Raw genomic sequence first — 22,921 nt, forward strand, 5'->3', positions numbered from 1 at the left:
AAAGCGGGGTTGGGAAGAGATCTAAAACTCGGACTAACGCGCAGCGCCGATGCTTGGCGGCATCATGGGATTGCTGGCAGAGACTTTGAACTTGTACTGAGACCCCTCAGGCGTCTGTGTTTTATAGCCGTCAATGAACGTCAGGAACAGGGCTGCACGCTCTTGGAAGCTGCGTTTAGTGCGCAGATCCACTTCGATGTTGTAGGCCCCGATTTGATGTCCAAAGGAGCTGCCGCGGTTGACGATTGTTAAGCCGATCTTGCCCTTAATAGTACCGTACAGTTCGTCCCCCGGCTTGCCAATGGTGCCGCTTTCAATCACGAACTGACCTGCGGCCAAGCGACCTTTTAGTTCCACTGTGCTCAGCTTCAAGTCTGGTAACGTCAATGGACCCATCGGTGTGTTGACGTTGGAAGGAGGAAGCTCGAACTGGTTGATGGAAAGATTCATTTCCACATCGGGTTGTTCCTGGAAGCTTAAGTCGGCAAGAACCGTGGATTCCAGATTCAACTGCCCCTTCAAAAGGACCGGCAGATTCGCCATCTCACGCAAATCATGCAACGAAATTTTCTTCGCGCTGACTTCAATCTTATGGCGTTCGGCACCGTTTTCTGTCTTGGAGCCTTTGCCGACATGAACATCGACATCACCCTTCAATAGTCCCTTGGCGGAAACATGCCCATACGGTTTTTGTTGGATCAAGCCGCGAATAGACGGGGTGATCACCAGTTCCTGCGCGGAAATCGCCGGAGTTCTTAAAGACTCAATATAAACCTGATCCATCTGCACACCAGGTTGTGGGAAAAGGCTCATTTTCAGCTTTTCAAACTGCACGTAGACTGAATTATTGCTCAAGCGGGATACTTGTGAAGAAATCAAGTCACTCAGGTCATCAAACGGGAAGAGCAGAAAAACAAACACCAGCGCGGAAAGTACCATCACGGCGATTTTGCTTTTGCTTTGTCCGATCAATTTCAGTAGCTGACGAAGTTGGGCCATGATTACTCGTCCCCGCTATTGCGGTTTTTGCGGCCGCGAGAAGGTTCCATTGGTTCGGGTGCCGGGGGGGCTGGAACGGCCAGAGCCACCAGCTTGTAAACCACATCAAAGTAACGGCCGTCTTCACGATTTGCCGTCATGATCATGTCCTTCAGTTTGACACTGGGATTGATGCTTTGGAACTGATACCCCAGATCCAACACCTGACGCAGATTCAGTTTCACCAGGCTGACCTGCAAAAGTCCCTCTGTCAGATTTTTAGGAACCAGATTGGAATTGTTTTCCTGAATCTCTGTGCCCTGAATTTGTTCAGGCAAAAGATTGGCGGCTTTGATCTGATTGTCCACATTGTTGCGGATCATGTCCATGGACGGGGCCTGGGGAATCTGCGGTACATCCGAAGATTCGCGGCTGACTTTCAAAAGCTCACGAATGGTCATGCGTTTGCTTTCAAATTCCCCAACATATTCAGTGGACTGTGTGTATTTGCCATAGGGGATGGACAGGACAAGCAAAGTCATCAAGGCCACGCCGCCGATCAAAGTCAGCTTCTGCATGGCGGGGGTCATGTTTTCATAGCGGTCACGCATTTGGTTGTACGCGGTGCTTTCCTGAAGACGTTCCCATGTGGCGCGAGAGTCGGCGATAAATCTTTCTTTCAAATCATCCAAGCTGCTCATCGAGTCACCTTCTCAATATTACGATCGACATTGAAACTGAACGAAAAAGCCGTGCGTCCCGGCAGGGGATTCAGGCGGCTTTGCCCTGGCTTCACCTGACCATCAGTGGAAACGTTGGTCAGCGCCTGTTGCAACAGACTCATTTCTTTCGGGGAATTGACGTAACCCTGTAAAACCACCTGCTGGTCCTGAACAGAAAGCTGTTGGATGTCCAAGGTGATTGAGGACTTCGGCGGGACAGCGTCGTTGATCTTCTTGGCGATATCCAACGCGGAATTCATATTGGCAACACTGGCCAGAGTTTTCAGATCAGCTGCGCGCTTTTTGTTGTCCCGAATGTACTTGCGGATGCCGTTTTCAGAGGCGGCACGGCCTTTCAGCCCCGCCACAGTTTTGGCCTGAGTTTTCAATACTTCCTGCGTGCGGTCCGCAAGACTTAAAGAGAAACTTTCACGCAAGGAAGTGTAAACGAACAGCACAACCAGTGCTGCCGTGGCCACTTTGATTGTCGGGCCCCATTTTTCCCAGAACATTTTGAACTGGTGATTTTCTTTTGCGAACTCGCCACGCAGGAAGTTCACCGGGGGATTGCGCGGTTTTTTGAAGCCTTCCAGTGCCAGCCCCAAAGCCACACCCATTTTTGCTCCGTTAGCGACGGAACGTTCAAAGGCAATGTTCGGGGTTTGATCCAGAGCCGACACGCGGTTCACCGGAACCTCGAGAACCTGAGTCAGGAAAGGTCCCAAATTCTGAATCTGCGATACGCCACCTGTCATGCTGATGCTGTTGATCTGGGCGTTGAACTCGCTTTTTAGTTCAAGAATCGCCAACTGCAGATCTCGCGCCATCTCACGAACACATTTTGCAATGGTGTCTGAGAAAGTGACCTGATCGAAAGTGGCACCTTGTTTGTTAGTTAAAATGAAAGCTTTAGTTTGCAGCTCTTTGATGGCTTCGATGAAGGGAATTTCATACTTTTGCGCAATGGCTTCGGCAATATTTTTCCCACCCCAAAGAATGGATCCGACCTGAATAAGAGAGCTACCTTCAAAAGCACACACCAAAGTGCGGCTGTGCCCGATGTGCAAAGTCAAAGTCACCTGGCGCACGGGCTTGGCCTCGTCATCAAGGCCGATGGCAGGGGCAGGCACGGAGGGAGGCGCTTCATTCCACTTTTCAAAAACATTGGCATAGGCCGTGCCTTCCGCAGAAATCAGGAAGGGGTCCATGTTTGAGTCTTGAGCTCTTTGAATCAGATTCTGAACGTGAATTTTCGGAGCCGCGCAGGCCAGGATTTCCGCACCGGAACCCACTGTGCGGATGATTTTGGCATCAAAGATGGCATTGTCCGCGGAGAAAGGCAGATCCTCTTCCAATTCGAAAGCCAAACTTTTGGCAATTTTTAAGCGGTCATTGAAGGGGAAGAATTTATTACGAACAGCCACGCGATTTTGCGGTAAAGCAAAAACAAAACGTGTTTGGGCCGGATCATAAAGACTGGCAAAGTCGCGCAGATATTCCAGAATCTCAAGTTCCTGATCGTGGCCGGGGGCAATTCCTAGTGGATGCTCCATGCACTGAGTGACTTGAAATCCTTTGGAAGTGGATTGCACCTCCACAATTTTTATACTGCTGGAACCGATGTCTATGCCGAGAGATTTCAAAGCAATTCCTCCATGAACTGGCTTTGGTCTAAGTTTATGCGACGTTTGGCTCTGTGTATAGCTATTATTGTCGCCACGCCATCCAGGCTCGTCGGTGCCACAGCTTCGCTGTGGTTCGCGCATCCATGCGCCACCGAAGGGCGACAATAATAGCTATACACAGAGCCAATGGCATAAAAGACCTTGCCTGGGGCTGCGAAGACTTGTGGGCTTCTTCCCTTGGAAGTCGCGGTTGGAGGAGAGAGTGGAGAGATTTTGGGGGAATAAAAAAAAAGCTGGATTTTGGTCCAGCCTTTTCCTTATCTTTCGTTCCAGTAGACTATTCTTGGGGGGCCTTTGGGGATTTGAGGGGATTGGGATTGTTGTTGGCCCTGTTGTTGTCCTTGTTGGCCGCTTTGTTGTTGCTGTTGTTGGCTTTGGCTCTGATCTTTTTTGACGTAGGACTTTACCTTGTCTGCGGTTTTTTGCAGGTTCATCACGATGGCCGTGATCTCGCGGGAAGCGCCTGCAAATTCTCCGGTGCTGCGGATTTTGAAATTGATCACGCTGTCACAGGTCAGGGGGATTTCTTCGACTTTGCCTTCGGGGCGGATGCCTTTGCTTTCTACGAAATTCCAGAAGTCGTCGCTGCCGCCGGATTGGTTGCACTTAAACGGACCACCTTCGTCGGCGTTGTCGCGGCGTTTGATGATTTCTTTAACCACTTCTGTGGTCATGGCCGGGTCCAGTGATTTTAGTACTTCGGCGCTGGCCAGATTTGGATTAATGCCCTTCATGCCATAGATGGTGACTCTGGGGGCTAGCAGGTCGAAAAAGACGTCGTTCATTCCCGGGACCATGCGCAACTCTGCGATGGTGCGGAAACCTCGGTTGGGTGGATAGTAATCGCTTTGGGACTCCTGATTCAGCTCTGCATAGTTCGATCTTTTGTCGCCACCGTTCAGGGAGGCTGATTTTGGACTCATCCAGTCGGCGATATTGTTAATCAGTTCATCAAAGCGGACGCTGGAATATTCCCGCTCAAAAGCTTCGTCTTCTTTTTTCTTCTGTTCAAAAATATTCAGAAGTTGCTTCTTCGTGATTTCCTGCAGGGACTTGGAGGGGGAGGCCAGGTCGTTTAAGTCGATTTTTGAGCCTTCATCTTCGATAGTGACAAAATAACCCGCATCCATCGAAGAATCCTTGACGGCTTTTTTGAAGTTATCTTTGTCGACGGCGCTCAGTTCGTCCGGGATCGGCAGGGGCCAGGCAAAGGGGAACTGCCAGATTTGATCCAGCATTTTGGTGTCGCCCAGTTTGTCGCCCAACTTGCTTTGGGCCTGTTGATAGATCTTGATGCGCAGAAGGCTCAGCTGCATGCCGGATTTGGCAGCATAGTAGGCTTTGATACGATTCATCCCTTGAGAGTTGACGATGTACTCTACGTTTGAATCGTACGACACCTCCATGGCAATCCACATAATCAGCATGATACAGGCAATCGCAATCATCAGGGCGATGCCGCGACGATTATTGAGTGGGCGATTGAGACCTTGGCCAAGAGCTTTGATTGCCTTGAGCATTTGCACCCTCCTCTGGATTATTGGGGAAGTGAACGGGAACGATCAGTTGCATGGAATATTTTTTACTTTTGCCGGCGATCTTCTTATCGACGGTGACTGAGATCTCCACCGCTTGGGGGAACTTGCTCTTGGTGGCGGCGTCACCCTGGGCGTCGGTTCTCCATGAAGTCGCCCAGTCCTGTTTTCCTTTACCCATGTAGCGCAGTTTGAATTCGGTCACGTGTTCCAGCAGGGCCACCTCATCACCACCTTTGGTGACATCCAGATCCACATAAGGTGTGCTTCTGCGCCACAGACACTTGGAAGAGCCTCCACCTTCGGTCAGACTTTTACAATCGCGCAGACTGTAACCAACTTCAATAAAGTCAGCCTGACGGGAGTTGCGCACGGTGCGGGCGTTGTTCATGGTCACGAAGTTCAAACTGTCTTCGGTGCCGACCCAGTGAGTTTCAGGGTCGCGACGGGGGACCTCGCGGCGTTCTTCTTGCTGGGTTTGTGCTTCGTTTGTTAACGGCCCCGGATCCCCCGGGAACTGCCCCCCGGAAGCAATAGTGCCGCCAATTTGTTGCTGCTGTTGGTTTGCGGGTTTCTTTTTAACCAGTTGGTCGATTTCTTTTTCCAGATCACGATAGTGATAAGCCAGATTGATATCCCGCTCCAGCAGGCGCAAGGCATCGCGCATACGAGACACATCATCAATCTGATCCTGTAATTTGACCTTGGCTTTGACCGCCTGCTGAATGGACTGCGCCGTCAGCAGGGTCAAAGTGCCCAGAATCGTGATTGTGATCATCAGTTCAATCATGGTGAAGCCCGAGGATTTTCTCATCATCACATCCCCGGCATCGAAGGAAGCGGAAGCTCCTTGTCGTAGTCCACAAAGTACTGAGTTGCTGAAAACTCCAACGGTTTTTTGGCGCCTTTATAAATGACTGTGACTTTGACTTCCTTGATGGACTTTCCCAGATGTTCGGTCAAAGTTTTCATCACGGTCAAAGCCATTTCATCCGCACCTCCAGCTTGCGCCGTCAGGGTGGCGGAGATGTCGGGAACTTCAAATTCTTTCGAGGTCATTTTCCATGAGTACTGGGAATATTCGGACCCGAAATCATCTTCAGTTTCCTCGGGGATTGAATCCAGCGGTTTGCCGGCATATTCCAGTTCGATTTCAGTCATTTTTCGTTCAAGTAAAGCGGTGACTTCGGTGGACAGTTGAGTCTTGCGCACGCGCATGAAGCTGCCACTCCAGGAATTTGCCAGAAGCATAATTCCTGATGACAGAATCACCATCGCAATGACGGTTTCAATCAATGTGAATCCGTTTTTTCTCACCGTTGGACGTCCTTTAACGAAGAAGCTTTCTCTATGATATCAGCTTGACCCGTTAAAGGATTAAAAACAAGAGTCCAAGTTAAATTATTTCCATTTGTGATCTGCACGGCGGACGCCTCCACGAAGCCCTCCGGGAAGAAATGGATATAGGCAATCCCCGAAGTCATAGGGGATTTCATATTCACGGTTTCCACCGAGGCAAAGCGCAGACCACCAGGAAGTTCCTTTTCTTTTTTCAGCAAGGACTTGTCCATCTGAAACAGAGGTGGGGGAGCGTCTTCACCGGTCTCTTTTTCTTTTTCGTAGGATTCCGGGTCCACGGCCTGCGGGCCATTGGCGCGTTCAACCCAGTACTTGGGTTCGTCGGCTTCCATGCTGATGGCCAGGCGGTAAGTGGAATTGGTCAGGCGGGCTTTGTTGCGAAGTTCTTTGCTAAGAACAATGAAATTGCGGGCGACCGCTTTGATATTGCCTTCATTATTTTTCAGAAGGCGAGGGGCTCCCACTGTGATCAGGGCGGCCATAATAGCCAGCACAATCATGATCTCGATAAGAGTGAAGCCCCTTTGCGAAGACATCGGGATTAGTTCAAATCCTCAAGTGTGATGTCCTTGTCAAAGCCAGAACCGCCTTCGCGGCCGTCTTTACCCAATGACTTCAATGTGTACTCGCCACCATCCAGTTCGTAAACCAGGTCATGGCCAAATGGATCTTGAAGTTTTTTAGTGTAGTAAGGTTGCGGGCCCCAGTTTGAGCAGTTTGGATCCTGCTTTGTCAGGCCTTCCAATGATTGTGGATATTTACCGCAATCAGTGTAGTACATGGAAAGTGCATTGACGATTTGAGTGAGCTGGATCTTAGCTTCTTTGGCCTTGGATTTATCCAATTGTCCCGTGATGTTTGGGAGAAGAAGAGCTGCGATACCACCGATGATGGCAAGGACGATCATGATTTCAATCAGAGTCATACCCTTGCGATTTTTGAGAAGAGACATACTTACTCCTTTTTACAGATGATAATCCTAACAGAGCCTTGGCCCAAGGTAAAGCAAAGTGCAGAGCGGCTGCCCGACCTATGTCACATAATAATTTCTCCAGCTGCGTTTCGCTTTGAGAACAATATCTTTCCCCAGACTGAGGGCTTAGGGGGTGGAGTTGAGAGGTTACTTGAGGTTCCAAGTTGGACCCGATTGTGACTCTATGGATTCTTCCAGGGGGATTTACCCCCTGTCTCAATGTTCAACGGGACTATCCCGCCACGTTGGCCATTTCGAACATTGGCACCATCACGGCCATTACGATCATACCGATCGCCGCGCCCATGATCACAATCACCACCGGACCCATGATACTGGTCAGGCCTTCCAGTTTGGTTTTCACCTGGAAGTCATAGGCATCAGAAACTTGCGTCAGCATGTTTTCCAGCTCACCGGTTTTTTCGCCGATGTTCACCATGTGAATCACGATAGGCGGGAACTGCCCGGATTTCTTTAACGGACCTGCGATGGATTCCCCTTCAGAGATATTATTGCGGGCCTCATCAATCGCAATCGCCAGAACATGATTGTCCACGACATTGCGAACAATCGTCAGCGCCGCCAGCATCGGAACACCGCCGTTTAAAAGTGTTGCCAGAGTGCGGGTGAAGCGGGAGACCGCCACCATGCGCACCGTCGGGCCCACCAGCGGCAGTTTTAAGGAAATGGCATCCCACTGATTGCGTCCCGCCGGCGTGTTCTTCCAGTTGCGGAACAAAAGATAAATAATCAGCATGCTGCCCAAAATCAGGTACCAGTAGTTCACGGCAAACTGTGAAGCATCGATCAAAGCAACCGTGTACCAGGGAAGCTGCAACTGAGGGGCCGATTCAAACACGGTCACCATTTTCGGGATCAGGAAAATAAACAGGAAGCCCATCAAACCAAACGTCACCACCAGCATGATGATCGGGTAGGTCATAGCACTGCTGACCTTGGCACGCAAATCGGCTTGCGCTTCGGTGAACTCTGCCAGACGCATCAGAATCACGTCCAAACTTCCGGACATTTCGCCGGCTTCCACCATCGAGACATAGATGTTCGTGAAGATGTTTGGATACTTCAGCATGGCCTTATGCAAGGTGGACCCTTCGTTGACCATGTTCTTGCAGTCCGCCAGGGCTTCTGACAATGTCGGGTTTTCCACTTGTTCGGAAACGGCCGTCAATGCATCGACCAAAGGGATGTTGGCTTTGATCAGGGTGGCCAACTGGCGTGTCATCAGAGACAGGTCCTTGACGCCGACAACTTTGGTCGCACGCGGGCCGGATTTCTTCTTGGGATCGATCTTTTTTTTATCTTTGATATCGACGACAAAGATATTGTCTTTTTTGAGTTTGGCGCGGGCCGCACGCTGATTTTCAGCGTCGATGGTTCCTTTGACATTTCTTCCGTCTTTCGACAGGCCTTTGTACTCAAAAATAGGCATCTTAATTACCTTAGTTACGCTTTAATTGAGGCGGCCAGGCCGCCTTTGTTTTTTATGCAGCCTTAGCTGCTTCAGTCTGCGCCCCTTCCGGGGCTTCAGCTCTGCCGGCCGGGGCCGATCAAATATCCAGTTGTGTATTGGAAGTCAGTTCTTCAATAGTCGTGATTCCGGCAAGAACTTTTTGAATGCCGTGGTCACGGAAGGTCTTCATTCCATTAGCGACTGCTTGTTTCTTAATAGTGTTACCGTCTTTTCTCTGCATGATCAATGAACGGATGTCATCGGTCACGATCAGCAGCTCTCCGATGTTGGTACGACCGGAGTAGCCTTTCTGAGAGCAGTGGTTGCAACCCATCGCTTTACAGATATTGGCTTTGTTGGCCTCTTCGCGCGTGATACCCAGAAGTTGAAGTTCAAAATCTGTGGCTTCATGTGGTGCTTTACAGTGTGGGCAAAGCACGCGCACCAAACGCTGGGCGATGACGCCCGTGATAGAGGTCGCAATCAGAAACGGCTCCACTCCGAAGTCGATCAGACGGGGGAAGGCCCCGGCCGAGTCATTCGTATGCAAAGTGGATAAAACCAAGTGACCGGTCAAAGAGGCCTGAATGGCCAGCTCCGCTGTTTCCAAGTCACGAATCTCACCGACCATGATGATGTCCGGGTCTTGACGAAGGAACGAGCGCAGTCCGGCTGCGAAAGTCAGGCCGATCTTGGAGTTCACCTGCACCTGGCCAATCCCGTGGATACGTTGCTCCACCGGATCTTCCACAGTCAGAATGTTAACGTCAGGTTGGTTCAATTTGGAAAGAGCGCCATAAAGAGTCGTGGATTTACCAGAACCCGTCGGACCCGTGACCAGGAAGATACCATACGAGCGAGTCAGGATGTCTTCTTCCATGCGGGACAGGTTTTCCTGAGAAAAGCCCAAAGCCGACAGTTCACGCACAACAGAGGATCTGTCCTGAATACGCATCACCAGGCGTTCGCCGAAGGTGGTTGGGACGCAGGAAAGACGGATATCGATGTCCTTACCGCCGACTTTCAAAGGGATACGACCATCCTGAGGCAAACGTTTTTCAGCGATGTTCAGGTTGGCCATAACTTTGATACGGGAAGTGATCGCGTTTTGCAGCTTTTTAGGTGGTTTGAACACATCGAACAAAATACCGTCCGTACGGAAGCGCACGGCCATGTCTTTTTCATAAGGTTCGATGTGAATGTCAGACGCTTTTTCTTTCACCGCACGGAACAGAAGGCTGTTGACCATCTTGATCACCGGGGCGTCGTCTTCGCCGGCCTCAAGCAGATCCACGATAGGATCATCCAGGTCGTAGTCCTCTTCTGCGATCTCATCAAGACCGGACAGATTGGCGGTGCTTTTTTCGTAAACTTTGTTGATGGCATCCTGAACGCGGCTGGAGGTGGTGATCAGGGGGCGCACGCGCTTACCAAAGAGCACCTTCATGTCATCCAGAGCTTTCAGATTCACCGGATTGCTGGTTAGTACCACCAGCAGCTCAGAGTCTTCCTTGTAGGGAAGGACGTTGTGTTGTTTGGCGTAGTTGATCGGAAGATCGCGGATCAGGTCCACCGAAATTTCGCTGACAGGGATGTCGCGGATAAAATCCAGGCCCAGTTCTTTGCAAAGATCAGAGACCACTTCATCCGCCGTGGAAAACTCCTTCGCAGCCAAAGCCTCACCCACAGTGACGGGTCTGACCACTGAAGGGTTGTTCAGGACCGATCGAATCTGGTCCTGAGTCAAAGAGGTTGATTTGGCGAGAATCGTTGAAACATCCACGGAGGCCATGAATTACTCCTCAATAATAGGTTCGGTCACAGCAGGGGCTTCACTTGGAGCCTCTGCTTTACGGCGGACTTCTTCGAGTTTAGCACCGTAAGGGTCCACGCCGCCTTGTGCTTTGACAAATTCCACGCGCTCATCCAGCTTCTTGGAGACGATGGCGTTTGCTTCCGACGTGTTACGCACAATTTTCGGTGTCAGGAAGACCACCATGTTGGTTTTATCTTTCACAACAGTGCGGGACTTGAACAACCAGCCGATGATTGGAATATCACCCAGCAGCGGCACCTTCGTAACTGACTCTTGGTCCTGTTCTTTCATCAAACCACCCAGAACCACCGTATCGCCGTTGTTGACGTTGATCACTGTCTTCAAGGAGCGCTTCGCCAAAGGCTGAGTCGAATCCTGGAAGGCTTTCGGCGTGCTGGCTGTAGAAAGCTGTGCCACTTGTTGTTTGATTTCCATGCGGATCTGGTTGGAGGCCGGGCTGATAAATGGCTTGATGGCCAATTTGATCGTCGCGTCCTCAAACTGTGGTGTTCTGACGGTTGTGCCGCTGGTTCCGACGTTCTGTACGTTTTCACCGACGACGACTTTGTCACCGACTTCCAATTCACCCTCTTGATTGTCCAATGTCATCAACTGTGGAGTGGAAAGGATATTGGCTTTCTTGGCGGTCTTCAGGAAATTGATAAAGCCCAACAAACTTGGGATTTTCAAAGTCTGCTTGGAAATAGGGTCGGTGACTTCCACCGTTTTCCCCTGGCCAAAGCCGATCACCGCACCGGAACCTCCTGTCGGGGACAGGAAATCATTGATATTGGATAGACCATTGAAGCCCACTTTACCATAACCGCTGTCGCCGTACTGGTAGTAACCAATACCCCAGGAATTACCGTCATTCACGGACATTTCCATGATGATCGCTTCAACAAAGACCTGATCGCGAGGCGCATCCAGTTTGGACAGGATACTGAGAACCACGTCATAGTCCTGTTTGCTTGCCGTCACAACCAAGCTGTTGGTTGTTTTATCCGCTGTGATCTTAACATCGCCACCAAAGATTTCCTGCTGTGCTTGCATTTGACCGCTGGCTCCGATAGGGGACAGCAGGCTTCCGCCAGTAGCTGGTTTTGGCGCGGCATCTTTTGCCACACCTTGCAGGGTCTGGGCGATCTTTTCCGCATCGCCGTATTTTACGCTGTAAACGTAAACGCCACCGGATTCTTCCGCGCGGATTTTGAAGTCCAACTGGGAAATCAGTTTTTTAATGCGCACGATACCGGATTTGTTACCCACCACGATGATGGAATTTGTACGGTCATCCGGAATGGCCATAAAGAAGCTGGCACCTTGTTGGGACGTTGCCCCCGCAGAACGCGAGAAGCGCGGAACACCCGCCGTGAATGTGCCCGGAGCGGAACCTTGGGTTTTATTTCCTTTATTGACGATTTTATCCACCAGATCGGCAAGATCTTTGGCTTTCGCGTATTTAATAGGAATAACCTCAAGTTGTTCTTCAAAGCCGGGAACGTCCAACTGACTGATGATTTTCATCACGCGGTCAATGTTGGAACCATAATCCGAAATGATGATGGAGTTTGTTGGCTCATAGATATTCATCTCGCCATCTTTGGATGGCAAAATGCGAAGATCCCGATTCACCTGGGAAGCAGAGATGTGCTTCAAGTGAATGATACGGGTGATCATCTGATCCGCGTTTGGATAGTAAGCGCCGGAATAAGTTTCGATATTGTCACGCTGGGCGTTTCTGGCAGATTTGACCTTCAAGAAGCTGCCGGAAGGAACCACCGTGAAACCATTGATGGCCAAAGCAGACAAGAAGGCTTTGTAAGCTTCAGCCACAGTGATTTTTGTCGGCGCTGTGATCGTGATTTTACCACGTACACCCGGATCAATGATAAAGTTCTTACCGGTCAGTTCACCGATAGCTTTGATCAGATCCGTGATTTCCACGTTCGGGAAGTCGAAGGACTCAATCGTTTCCGGGAAGTTCTTGCTGTTGATGTCCTCGATCGGAGCCTTCGCCAGCTTGTCTTTTTCCGCTTTATTCAAAATGTTTGCAGTGCCGCCAGAATTGCTGTCGGAACCACCCCGAGGTGCAAACCCGGACGGGCCAGAGTTGCTGCCGCCAAAATCAGGAGGTGGAGGAGGCTCGCCGCCCCCCATGTCGCCGAAATCCGGTGGTGGCGGTGGAGGAGGGAAGTCCTCAAACTGAGCATTTGCTGCAGGGCCCACCAATTGGGCTGTCATCAATGAAGCAAGTCCTATGCTGACGGTTTTTTTCATTTTGCCTTCTCCTCCTGAGGAGTTGTCTTAAAATCCTTTTAAGTTCTTATTCTGCTGTCGACCCGGGGGCCGACGCTGGTTCAGCTTTTGGGGCTGTTGCCCCGCCAGCTCTCCGCGGCTACTGCCGCCTTACTGAATATTATAAGTCATGGTTTCGGTTTTACCGTTTCTTTCAACTTGAAGGGTCACTTTGGGTGAGTTCTTCAAGGTGTTGTAAAGTTCCATGGCTTTGGCGGGGCTGTCGACAGGGGTGCCGTCGACGGCCTTGATGACGTCCATTCTTTGGATGCCAAGTTGTTCGTAAATACTGCCGGGTTGCATATCTAAAATGCGGAAGCCATTGATGTTTCCAGTGCCGGGTTCGCGGTTGGGAACGGCGCGGGCTTGCATCAAAATACTGGAAAGATCGTTGGTGTATTTCAAAAGATCCGCACGTTTGATCACGAAGTTATTGTCGCCAACCTTTTGGACTTCTTTATCACCGCCGCCGGAAGAAGGGCGGCCGGCGCCGAAGGCGACTTTTCCATCTTTTTTCATTTCAATGTATTCAAGTCGATTGGAGTTCAAGTTGCGGAAGATCACTTTTTGGCGTTCCACCTTCATGATGGAGGCCATGCCCTCGATTTCTTTGCCGGGGTTGTAGGAGATAACGCCCTGTTTGCCGCGAACTTCAATCGCCGCAAGGGATTTGTCCGGATTGGAGTGCACCAAAGTTCCAATCAAAGTCAGTGGAAGTTGAGAAGGAACCGGATCGGCTTCTTTTTGTGCTTCTGCACCTTTGGATTTGTCCACCAGCGCATCGGGAATCACCCCGCTGGACGCAAACATGTTACGGCTGGTGATGGAATTGTAAGCGCCACGGCTGATACCACCATCAAACTGAGGGGCTTTGGGGTGCGATGGTGGGGCAGATTGGGGAAGCATTTTATCGCGATAGGCAAGAATGCCCAAATCGGCCACGCAGTAACCAATAAATGCAAAGAGAATATAGGGATACCACTTTTCAAGCGGTGGTCTTTGATTCTTCGAGTTGCGTGAAGTCACGGTTGCACAATCCTTTGTCTTTAACCAGCGTTACCGCTGCCAGCGCCTAGTCCTTGGGCCTCTGTTTAGCCTATCAAAAAGGCGAGGTGACTGCACTAAAAAATACATACTGGACCCTGGTCTGGGTCTGGCATTTTTCTGCACACATTTCGTAAAGATAGGTCATGATAGTGATATGAGAATTCTCTACTTCACGGATGGAGCAGGAATTGATCTTCTCGGGATTCGCGAATCTGTTTTGCGCATTCCAGAAGTACTCACCTCTCTACGTCGAGGCCAGGAACAGGCGCGATACGTAGATTTGATGCAGGTGATGTCGTTGCCGGACGAAGAATTTCGTCTGGTCCCTTCTGTATTGAGAAACTACCTGATTAATCTTGTACAAAGAGGACTGCATCAGCGCTGGATCAACCGTGATCACCGGGCGGATCTTATTCTTCGCCGAATCAACCACAGGAATTTTGCCGAAATCAAAAATGAAGTTCTGAATTTCATTCGTGGAAAAACAGAAGGTAAACCCGTGGCCACGAAAGATCTGCATCTTTTGCATTTCTTCAGTCATATTGAGATCACCATCATTGGTCCGGGTTATGATGAAATCGAAATGTGGCTGCGTCGGGAAATTTCCACTCGCAGTGATATCAAAGTCTTAATTAAAGACGTTATTGCCTCTGATCCTCAGTTGGATTGGTTCTGGCCGCAAGTTTCCGAGACAATGGTCTCGGACGTTGCGCTAATCTGAAACCATACGGGTCTCAAGAAATCCGCATAGTCTTTATCTGTTGCAGAATGCCTCGAAGGAGGATCTTCCTTCGGGGTAGGGCTTGCAGACCTTCGCAGCAAAGCGGGCGCCAGCCACATGCTGAGAAACTGTCCAGTCGAAGTCCACTTCCCAAGAACGGATCTTTTTGACGGCTTTTCGACATGCTTCCATGGTCAGGCCGTTTCCGCAGATATTCACGCGAACTTCGGTGTTGGAAATCAACCATTGCATGAAGGGATGGGGGCCCCACAATTGCGCTTGTGAACAGGGCAGACTGATTCCCGCGACTTCGCCGCTGATATGCCAGGATGCGTACAAGCCACTGGCGATCATTTCATCCATATAGTTTGTCAATAGATCCTGAGCGCGTTTTGCCATCTGCGGTCTGCTGATGTCCTGCGGGACACCGACAACTTTCAACAGGCGACAAAGAGCATCGGTCCGTGTGTCTTTAATCGTGCACTTTTTGTTGTGGGCACGATCCATGGCTTTTTCCAGCACGATTTCTTCAAAGGTTTTTCCAAAGGGACGGAAGGCCACTTCACGGTGGCGCTGCAAGTCCCAGAACAGGTTGCCGGGGATCTCAATGTTCTGACACAGGCGAATGCCGCGGTACAGGTTGGCGGCCATGGATTCAACCTGAATTGCCAAAAGTGGATTTAGTCCTGCCTCAATCATCTGGCAGGTCATAAACGCCGCCCCCATGACATGATAGTTTTTGGCGGCAATTTGTACAGCTTTTTTCCCAGGGTACTGAATGCTCAGGATTTTCTTTTTCAGATCGTCGGCGATGTCCGAGGTTTTTGAAAGGCCGCCGGCGACATAGAAGTCTGCATACTGGGAAGGGCACACCGTTTGATCTTCACTGTCTTCTGTCGTGGTGTAAAGCTCATCACTGCGTAAGCCGCTGTTTTGCAGTTGAATCTCGACATCCTGATTGACGAAATGACCCTGGTTCTTGTCGTCATGCCCGCACATGCCTATCAAGCTGATTGCAGCATTGGGGTTTCCGTTGGCGTATTTCAAAGCTTTCTCATACAACCAACCCGGCTTCAGATCGGGGCGGTTCTTCCCGGCGACATCCCCCAAGCTGGGGCGACGGTGTCGGCTGCCGTCGGTAAAGGCGGCTTGTTGTTGGCGTGTGTTCTGGCGCAGATCGCGATAGAATTTATAGGCATTTTCAGCAAAACATTTATTCTGGTTAAAGTGCTGCTCGAAAAACAGGGCCAGTCCGGTGTTGGCAACAGCCACTTCCGCGTCATCTGTGTAGGATTTTAAAGATAAAATGGAATAATAGCGCTGCAGCCCGGATTTAACCCCTGAATTGGGCAGTTTGCTGATCAGGGTCAGTGCGATTTTGTCAGCTGAAGTGATGTTATTGGTGTTTAAGTTGGGTCCTTTGTCTGCGGCGGTGGCCGTCAAAGAAAGACCCAAAACTCCGGTAAAGAGCAGTCGGCAGACCTGTTTCAAATTGAGATATCTTTTTTGCACCAATCCCATGAGCGTTTATCCAGCAAATCCAAGACCGGGGCGACAAGAAGCACATTGCTTTTAAGCGCCCCCATGCTGCCTAAGGTGCCCAAAAGCGGCCATGCCAAAGCAGGCTTCAAAAATTTTCCGTTTGATTTTAGGGCACTCAGGTCGCAGTTACTCCAGTTTGTCTTCAACTTCCTTATTTGTTCTTTCTAAGGCTTTGAAAAATTCCTCCGATAAGTACTGTTGAACTCTTAGGAGCATGTACGTTCATGAACTTTCAGTATTGGGTAAAGATAGCGAGATCTATTCGGGGCTTGAGTCTCGGCGTACTCATTATCTTTGTGTTGGGAGCCTGTTCTCCGGACAATTTGGTTTGGAGCAGTAAGATCACTAAAATCTCGGGAAGACTCCTGGCGTCACCATCCTCTGCCTCAAATAAGCAGCTTGCTAAGATCGGAGACGTCTCTGTCGCCTGTGTGGGGGCAAAGGCAAAGTTGTATAAAATTGATTCCAATGGCGATGTGGTTCAATCCGCGCTGGGTGAAACAGACGTGGCTGCGGATGGGACTTATGAATTTAAGACGAAGAATTTGGGGGTTGAATTTAGAAATGGACAGCCTTCCATTCCGTTGGTTGTAAATATTGAAGCCTGTGGAGAAGTCCTCAGTCGACCTGTGACTGCGGCCCAGAATCAGGATGTCTCTAAGGGCGCGACTCTTTTGTCTTATGTCCTAAATACCGGCGAAAAGAAGAAGCTGGTCGAGAATCTGTATTCAAGCCGGGACAAGATCGAAGCCCTTATTAAGTTTCTTCATGAGTCAAGTACAGTCAGTGAGGCCTATCAAAGTCTTTCTGGCAACTCTCAAATGAATGACATTTTTGTGGGAGTTTTGGGCGTATCTCCCGCTGTTCTCACCGATGCTGCGCCTCAGATTTTGTCTCTTGAGATTCCCAATGAGGGCCTAGAACTTCAACCGATCTCCATGGCAGTGAGTGCCGGGCATTGGTCTCCGGACTATCAGGCCGTCTATGTTTGGAAGGTTGATAGCCAGCAGATATCTTCGAATACAAGTTTTATCTACACCCCGTCCGCGAATGCGCAAGGCAGCCACACTGTCAGTCTCTATGTTGGAAAAGACAATGGAGTAGGTGGCCTTGACCTAAATAAGCCCTATAAGATTCTGACAAAGGCAATTCTGGTTCAAAATAACGTGCCAGCGGTTGCGCCAGCCTTGTCATTGCTAACTAGCTCTCCCACCAGCACCCAGTCCGTGGAGGTTTCTTTTAATACTGGCGGGGGCCTTGCAAACTGTGCGACATTTTCAAAACTAGCTCTTACCGTGGATGAGCCCACAGCACCTGTGGACTTGTCTCGGTATGATATCACTTGCTCTCAGGCGGGCACTCAAACTCAGGCGCTGACTTTGCCGAATGGGGATGGGAATAAGGTGATTCGACTGTGGGCCTTGGATGCGAGCAACAATGTCTCTGCTAGTGCCAGCTCTGTGAGCATCATCCTGGAACAAAACCCGCCCGTGGTCACACTACAAAATCTAGCTTCCTTGATTCGGGGAGGATCCAATCAGAATGTGCTCTTTACCGCCCAAGACTTAGGGGTCGGGGTTGCGCAGATAGTCTTGGAATATGCCCAAGATGGGGTGGGGTTTGTTGAACTGACTTCTATCGAAGATCCAGTACAGACATCATTCACCTATCATTGGTCTGTTCCTGAACATAACACAGCGACCGCGAAGTTGCGGTTGCGCGCTCAGGATCGTGCTGGCAACTGGAGTGTGGTTACCACGTCCTCCTTTGAAATTGACAGTCTTGCACCTGTTCTGACGCTCTCGTCTTTAAACTCAGGAAGCTATCTGGGCGGTAGCACGCAGAATATTAGTTGGAGTGCCAGTGACCTTCACCTCGCATCAAGTCCCATCAAGTTGGAATATAGTACTGACAATGGTGCGGCCTGGAACACGATTGTAAGCTCCATGAACAATACCGGATCTTACTCCTGGCAGCTGCCAGTTATTGATTCTGCGCTGGTGCGCGTGCGAGTGTCCGCCACAGATCTTGTCGGGAATGTCACTCAGGCATCTTCTTCCGCAAGTCTGACTATTGATTCGACGGCTCCAAACTTGCCCGCGGTGAATCTTGCCAGTGCCAGCTATTCAAACAGTTCCACTGTGAACTTGAGCCTCTCAACCTGTGCTGATATTGCCAAAATTCTTATTAACGAATCCTTGGTTCCCCCAGCTGCGGGCAGTCCATCCTGGCAGAACTGCGGGCTGAGTCCATCTTATGTTGTTTCAGGTGAAGGTCTGCATACACTGCAGGTTTGGGTTCAGGATGCTGTGGGTAATGTCAACTCCAGCTCCCTGAGCAGAAGCATGACCTTGGATACGTCTTCCCCCTTGGTGGCTCTGACAAGTTTGAACTCTGGCAGCTTCCGTGGCGGCAGCGCACAGACCATCAGCTGGAGTGCCAGTGATATTAACTTTTCTGCGACCCCCATAAAGCTTGAGTACTCCAGTGATAATGGTGGAACGTGGGCAGAGATCGTATCAAACCTTGCGAATTCGGGTGTCTATACATGGACTTTGCCTGCCATCACGTCATCTCAGGTGAAAGTGCGAGTGACTGCAGATGATTTGGCGGGCAATAGCAGTGCTGCAATGTCATCGGGAAGTCTGACTATTGATAGCACAGCCCCAGCAGCTCTGGGTTTGGTTCGCACCTCAGGGTCCCCCAGTAATTTGCCGGAAGTGACAATGTCAGTGAGTGGCTGTTCCGGGGATGCCACACATATGCTCTTTAGTGAAGGATCCTCCGCACCGACGGCAGATACTGGCTCTTGGGAGACCTGCGCGGCATCCAAGTCTTTCACTGTGTCAACAGGGGATGGTAGTAAAACGGTCTATGCCTGGAGCAAGGATGCAGTGGGGAATATTTCTCCTGTCAGCTCGGGTAGTATGGTTTTGGATCAGACGGCACCGGTTGTGACTTTAACGAGCTTTAACTCTGCTGATTTCTATGTTGGTGGTTCTACCAAAGATATCACGTGGACGGCGAGCGATGCGCACCTAGCGGCGACTCCGGTGAAGATTGAATACTCGACAGACAGTGGAGCTACCTGGGTGACTTACCGTTCTGCTACTGAGAATGATGGAACTGAAGCCTGGAGTTTGCCGCTGGTGGACAGCAGTCAGGTTCGACTGCGATTGACTGTTGCCGACAGTGTGGGAAATCCGGCCACTGTTGTCTTTGGTGCTGCGGATTTTACAATTGAATCGACACTTCCTGCAGTAAGCGCCTTCTCAATTACTCAGGGTGCGGCAACGTCCCTGCAAAACATCCAAATTAATCTTGCGGCAACTTCCCAGGTGACTAAGATTTCTCACTTCTGCATTAAAATGAATTCTCCTTCTGTGCCGACTCTTTCAGATGCTTGTTGGAGAGCGGTCGATGCGGCCCCACCGGGTCTTACGCCAGCCAAAAATCTGTCTTTGAATAACTACTATGTTCAGCTCGGCTTTACTTCAGGCAGCTATACTTTCTATGGATTTGTAAAGAACCAGGCCGGACTTATTTCAAACCTAAGTGACAGTGGAAGCGGAAGTGCTGGGATTGACTCTGCCACAACGAACTATGTGGCGCCTCTGCCGCCAACAGTACTAAATGTGATTGCCGCTAATACGGATATGCCTCAGCTGCCAAGCGTGGATTCAGAATATCTTGTCAGTGCTGGAGGAAATGTATTTGTTAAATGGAAGGCAGAGGGAGCATCGCCGCTGGGGTCTCATCCTGTTTCGTTGTATTATACGACGAACGATTCTGATTACACTCTGATTGCTTCCGGTCTTTTGAATGGAGCCAATGGGGCCTGCACGCCTGATCATGCCGGGACGACGATAGATAACGGCAATACAGGATGTTATCTGTGGTCAGGCGGGGCTCCTGCCGGATACTTCAGGGTCAAGGTTGTTGCCACCAACGAAGGCAGTCTTTCCACAAGTGGCGTGAGTTCTATTTTGAACTCCGGCAGCGTTCGAATTTTGGCAGGCAACACCGAGCCTGGTATTGGTGCCTCCGCGAAAAGCGCGGTCCTGCGGATTAGAAAGGGGACCAGTAGACTGGCAAATCAACAGTTTGTGGTCATGCCCAACGGAACCATCATTGTCATTGATACAGGTAAAGGCCTAATGAAGATTGATCCTGCGGATGGTAACTATAATGTATTGATTCCTCGCACAGGCACTGTCGGTAATGAGGGGGATGGTGGTCCTATCGAAGCGGCCAAGGTGGCTGATCCTATTAAGATCACCATGGATTTTCAATCGAATCTCTATGTTTGGGATCGGGTTCGTATTCGTAAAATCAACACTCAGTCCACACCTTGGACCATTGATACCATCATTGGCGGTGGTAGTTCCTCCAGTGATGGGATCAATGCGAAGAGCTTGCAATTGGATATCCCAAGTAATGATTCCAGCCCAAATGTTCTGTTTCAAGTGCGCCCAAATGGACAAATTTACTTTGTGGCAAGGGGATTCTCTAGTCCGATGACGGCCTCGGTCCCACCCTATATTTGGATTTATAACCCAATAGATAACTTAGTTCACCGGCACTTAAGAGGGGGAATTGGGCATTCTGCAGATGCAAATGCCGACACCGCACCCTTGGGCGCAGTCTACCTTGGTGTGTCTTACAATCCAGTTGATTCCTCGACAAATTCGATTTTGGGTTTGGTGGGCTTAGGGGGAGGCTCCACCGCACGTACAAGATACAATCCGACGACTTATCAAACGATGACTCCTTTTCATACGAACGACACGGGACAGACCATGAACATGGTGGCCGGTATGGATGGAAAGCTTTATGGTATCGCCAATGGCACTCCAATCCGGGTTTTCAATGAAAGCACGTCTGCCTTTGTGAATGTCCTGGGGGCTAGTGGTGTTGGGTATTGTGAGGACGGCACCCTGGCCAGTGCTTGTCGCATGTTGATCTATGATGCCTTCATCGATGCGAACAGTAAAATCTACTGGAACGATTGGGGTGTCATTCGCACTTTGGACCAAGATGGAAAGGTTATTACAATCGCAGGCCAACATCTTTTCTTTGGGGATGGTATTACGGCTAACAGTGCCCGAATGGATAGCATTGCCAAGATTGCATTAAAGTCCACGGGTGAAGTGGTTATGCTGGATCCGGCCACTTATCGAATCCGTCAGGTCAATAATGACGGCACAATGAGTTTGCTCGCGGGGAACGGTGGCAACGGGATCCCGAATACGACCAGTCTGGCAAATCAACAGGGTATAGCTGTTGATTTCTGGGTGAACACCTATTCCTTGGCAGTATCTACAAGTGATGAAGTCCACTATAACAGAGGATTGCGCATTTCAAAGATCAGTAATTCCACGGGCAAGTGGGAGGATGTTGCAGGTAACGGAGCTACAAGCTATAAAACCGGAGATGGTGGGACAGTGGCCTTTGACAGTGCCTACTATCCAAAGATCATGGGATTTATGGGTAACTCCATTGCGGCGGTCACGGCAAGTTGGTGTTCGACCTACTGTCATTCACTAATGAAGTCCTATGATACCAGTGGCATCCAAAGTCAAATTGCAGGCATCGTTGGTAACAGTTCTTCGGGCTGGCCTGCAGATGGCAGCAATGTTGGAACCAGTGCAATACCTCATGCCGCGAACATAGGGCAAATGGCCTACGACTCCAGTTTAAATAGATGGTATTTGGGTGGTTCAGCGACGGCTCGGTATTTTGAACCCAATGGAGCTATCGGAACCTTGTTTACGGATCCGGCCGGAGAGGGCGTGGGTGGAATCACGGCGACAAGAGCTTCAGGCTCTTTGGTGGTCTATTATTGCGCCGCTGGAAAGATAAAAAAGTGGAGTCAAGCCACAGGGCAATTCACAACTCTTCCCTGGCCGACCACCAGTATGAGTTGTACGGACGCAATGGCAATACGTAACTCGGATGGAAGCCTCGTCTTTGGTTTCCGCCAAAACGGTATGTCTGGAATCGCTCAGTACAGCAATCCACCCTAAGGGTTAGAGCTCAGACTAGCGTCCACCGAGGGATTTATAGGCGTTTTCCAAGCGCTGCAGACAGTTCAGTTCCTGGTTGTCTTCCGGCAGGCAGCACGTCGCAAGAGCCATCGTCAGATTTTTCGCATCAGGTGCATTTGCCCTGTGCAGGCTTTGCGTTTCTTGGATATGGAAAGAGGTCAGGCTTTCTTGACCGTAAGAATTTGTGACTGCACCGACGAAGAGACCCTGTTGGTTCGCGATCGCAGAGCAAAAGCCGCTGGCTGGCCGCTTGAGTCCAACAGAAATATTCAGCACATGCCCCTGAGAAGTCAGAATGTTCGCGACACGCGGATGAAGCGCAGTTCTTCTTGCGTAGCGAACACCGTTGGCGCAGTACTCCTCGCGCTCTTTAAGTTCGTGCGAGCGGATTTGGGCTTCGGAAGCCTGGCAGTGCAACTTCAGCTGGTCCGCTCCGGTCAGCCGGATCAGGGTTTGAAGAGCTGCAAGGTCGTGGTCGCGAAGGCTCGCAATGGGATCCTGGTTGATGTATCTGTCATACAGTTGAAGGGGCTTAAGTTGTTCGGTGTAGCGGGCTCTAGCGGCTTCAACACGTTCCAGCTTTTCCATCATGGTCAGGGAAAAACCAGAGGAAGGAAGAACGAAAACAATCAGAGTGAAAATGAGACTTTTTATTTTTCTGACAGACATAGGAACTCCTGTCAGGATCACGATTCAAGATTGAAGCCAGTGTGCTCTGAAAAATACT

At 50.1% G+C, this 22,921-nt stretch carries 16 protein-coding genes; 2 read left to right on the top strand and 14 right to left on the bottom strand.

Going from position 1 to position 22,921, the window contains the following annotated elements:
• Positions 1 to 33: 33 nt before the first annotated feature.
• The 12 genes from gspN to gspC all read right to left on the bottom strand — a co-directional run bounded on the left by gspN (position 34) and on the right by gspC (position 13,863).
• Positions 34 to 999 carry a type II secretion system protein GspN gene (gene gspN, locus ACZ50P_RS06965; RefSeq protein ID WP_464134563.1) on the bottom strand — a complete coding sequence of 322 codons (966 nt, stop codon included), beginning with the start codon at positions 997 to 999 and terminating at the stop codon, positions 34 to 36.
• Between the two features lie 2 nt (positions 1,000 to 1,001).
• Complete coding sequence (locus tag ACZ50P_RS06970) at positions 1,002 to 1,679, bottom strand: hypothetical protein (protein WP_464134565.1); 678 nt, start codon at positions 1,677 to 1,679, stop codon at positions 1,002 to 1,004.
• The gene (gene pilM / locus ACZ50P_RS06975; protein ID WP_464134567.1) at positions 1,676 to 3,343 is read right to left on the bottom strand and encodes a pilus assembly protein PilM; all 1,668 of its coding nucleotides are present in this window, start codon (positions 3,341 to 3,343) and stop codon (positions 1,676 to 1,678) included. The genes ACZ50P_RS06970 and pilM overlap by 4 nt, the downstream gene beginning before the upstream one ends.
• Positions 3,344 to 3,642: 299 nt before the next feature.
• Positions 3,643 to 4,905 carry a type II secretion system minor pseudopilin gene (locus tag ACZ50P_RS06980; protein WP_464134570.1) on the bottom strand — a complete coding sequence of 421 codons (1,263 nt, stop codon included), beginning with the start codon at positions 4,903 to 4,905 and terminating at the stop codon, positions 3,643 to 3,645.
• On the bottom strand, positions 4,853 to 5,737 hold the full coding sequence (locus ACZ50P_RS06985; RefSeq protein ID WP_464134572.1) for a type II secretion system protein GspJ: 885 nt from the start codon (positions 5,735 to 5,737) through the stop codon (positions 4,853 to 4,855). Before ACZ50P_RS06985 ends, ACZ50P_RS06980 begins: the two co-directional genes overlap by 53 nt.
• Complete coding sequence (locus tag ACZ50P_RS06990; protein ID WP_464117249.1) at positions 5,737 to 6,237, bottom strand: type II secretion system protein; 501 nt, start codon at positions 6,235 to 6,237, stop codon at positions 5,737 to 5,739. The genes ACZ50P_RS06985 and ACZ50P_RS06990 overlap by 1 nt, the downstream gene beginning before the upstream one ends.
• Positions 6,234 to 6,815, bottom strand: coding sequence for a pilus assembly FimT family protein (locus ACZ50P_RS06995; RefSeq protein WP_464134575.1), 582 nt, complete (start codon positions 6,813 to 6,815; stop codon positions 6,234 to 6,236). Before ACZ50P_RS06995 ends, ACZ50P_RS06990 begins: the two co-directional genes overlap by 4 nt.
• A gap of 5 nt (positions 6,816 to 6,820) precedes the next feature.
• Entirely contained in the window at positions 6,821 to 7,231 is a 411-nt protein-coding gene (gene gspG, locus ACZ50P_RS07000; protein WP_464117247.1) for a type II secretion system major pseudopilin GspG, read from the bottom strand.
• Positions 7,232 to 7,484: 253 nt separating this feature from the next.
• The gene (gspF, locus tag ACZ50P_RS07005; RefSeq protein ID WP_464134578.1) at positions 7,485 to 8,702 is read right to left on the bottom strand and encodes a type II secretion system inner membrane protein GspF; all 1,218 of its coding nucleotides are present in this window, start codon (positions 8,700 to 8,702) and stop codon (positions 7,485 to 7,487) included.
• A gap of 118 nt (positions 8,703 to 8,820) precedes the next feature.
• A complete protein-coding gene (gene gspE, locus ACZ50P_RS07010) occupies positions 8,821 to 10,515 on the bottom strand; it encodes a type II secretion system ATPase GspE (protein ID WP_464134581.1) in 1,695 nt (564 codons plus the stop codon).
• A 3-nt stretch (positions 10,516 to 10,518) separates the two neighbouring features.
• Positions 10,519 to 12,819: a type II secretion system secretin GspD gene (gene gspD / locus ACZ50P_RS07015; RefSeq protein ID WP_464134583.1), complete on the bottom strand. Its 2,301-nt coding sequence runs from the start codon at positions 12,817 to 12,819 to the stop codon at positions 10,519 to 10,521.
• A gap of 129 nt (positions 12,820 to 12,948) precedes the next feature.
• Positions 12,949 to 13,863: a type II secretion system protein GspC gene (gene gspC, locus ACZ50P_RS07020; RefSeq protein ID WP_464134586.1), complete on the bottom strand. Its 915-nt coding sequence runs from the start codon at positions 13,861 to 13,863 to the stop codon at positions 12,949 to 12,951.
• A 175-nt stretch (positions 13,864 to 14,038) separates the two neighbouring features.
• On the opposite strand from gspC, the gene ACZ50P_RS07025 reads away from it, so the two are divergent.
• A complete protein-coding gene (locus ACZ50P_RS07025) occupies positions 14,039 to 14,605 on the top strand; it encodes a hypothetical protein (RefSeq protein ID WP_464134589.1) in 567 nt (188 codons plus the stop codon).
• 33 nt (positions 14,606 to 14,638) lie between these two features.
• On the opposite strand, the gene ACZ50P_RS07030 is transcribed toward ACZ50P_RS07025, so the two are convergent.
• Complete coding sequence (locus tag ACZ50P_RS07030) at positions 14,639 to 16,126, bottom strand: hypothetical protein (protein WP_464134591.1); 1,488 nt, start codon at positions 16,124 to 16,126, stop codon at positions 14,639 to 14,641.
• Positions 16,127 to 16,596: 470 nt separating this feature from the next.
• Between ACZ50P_RS07030 and ACZ50P_RS07035 the strand changes: the two genes are divergently transcribed.
• Positions 16,597 to 22,173, top strand: coding sequence for a hypothetical protein (locus ACZ50P_RS07035; RefSeq protein WP_464134594.1), 5,577 nt, complete (start codon positions 16,597 to 16,599; stop codon positions 22,171 to 22,173).
• Positions 22,174 to 22,188: 15 nt separating this feature from the next.
• Here ACZ50P_RS07035 and ACZ50P_RS07040 read toward each other — a convergent pair whose 3' ends face one another.
• Positions 22,189 to 22,863, bottom strand: coding sequence for a hypothetical protein (locus tag ACZ50P_RS07040; RefSeq protein WP_464134596.1), 675 nt, complete (start codon positions 22,861 to 22,863; stop codon positions 22,189 to 22,191).
• Positions 22,864 to 22,921 lie beyond the last annotated feature (58 nt).

The sequence above is a fragment of the Bdellovibrio sp. CKG001 genome, assembly GCF_055397465.1.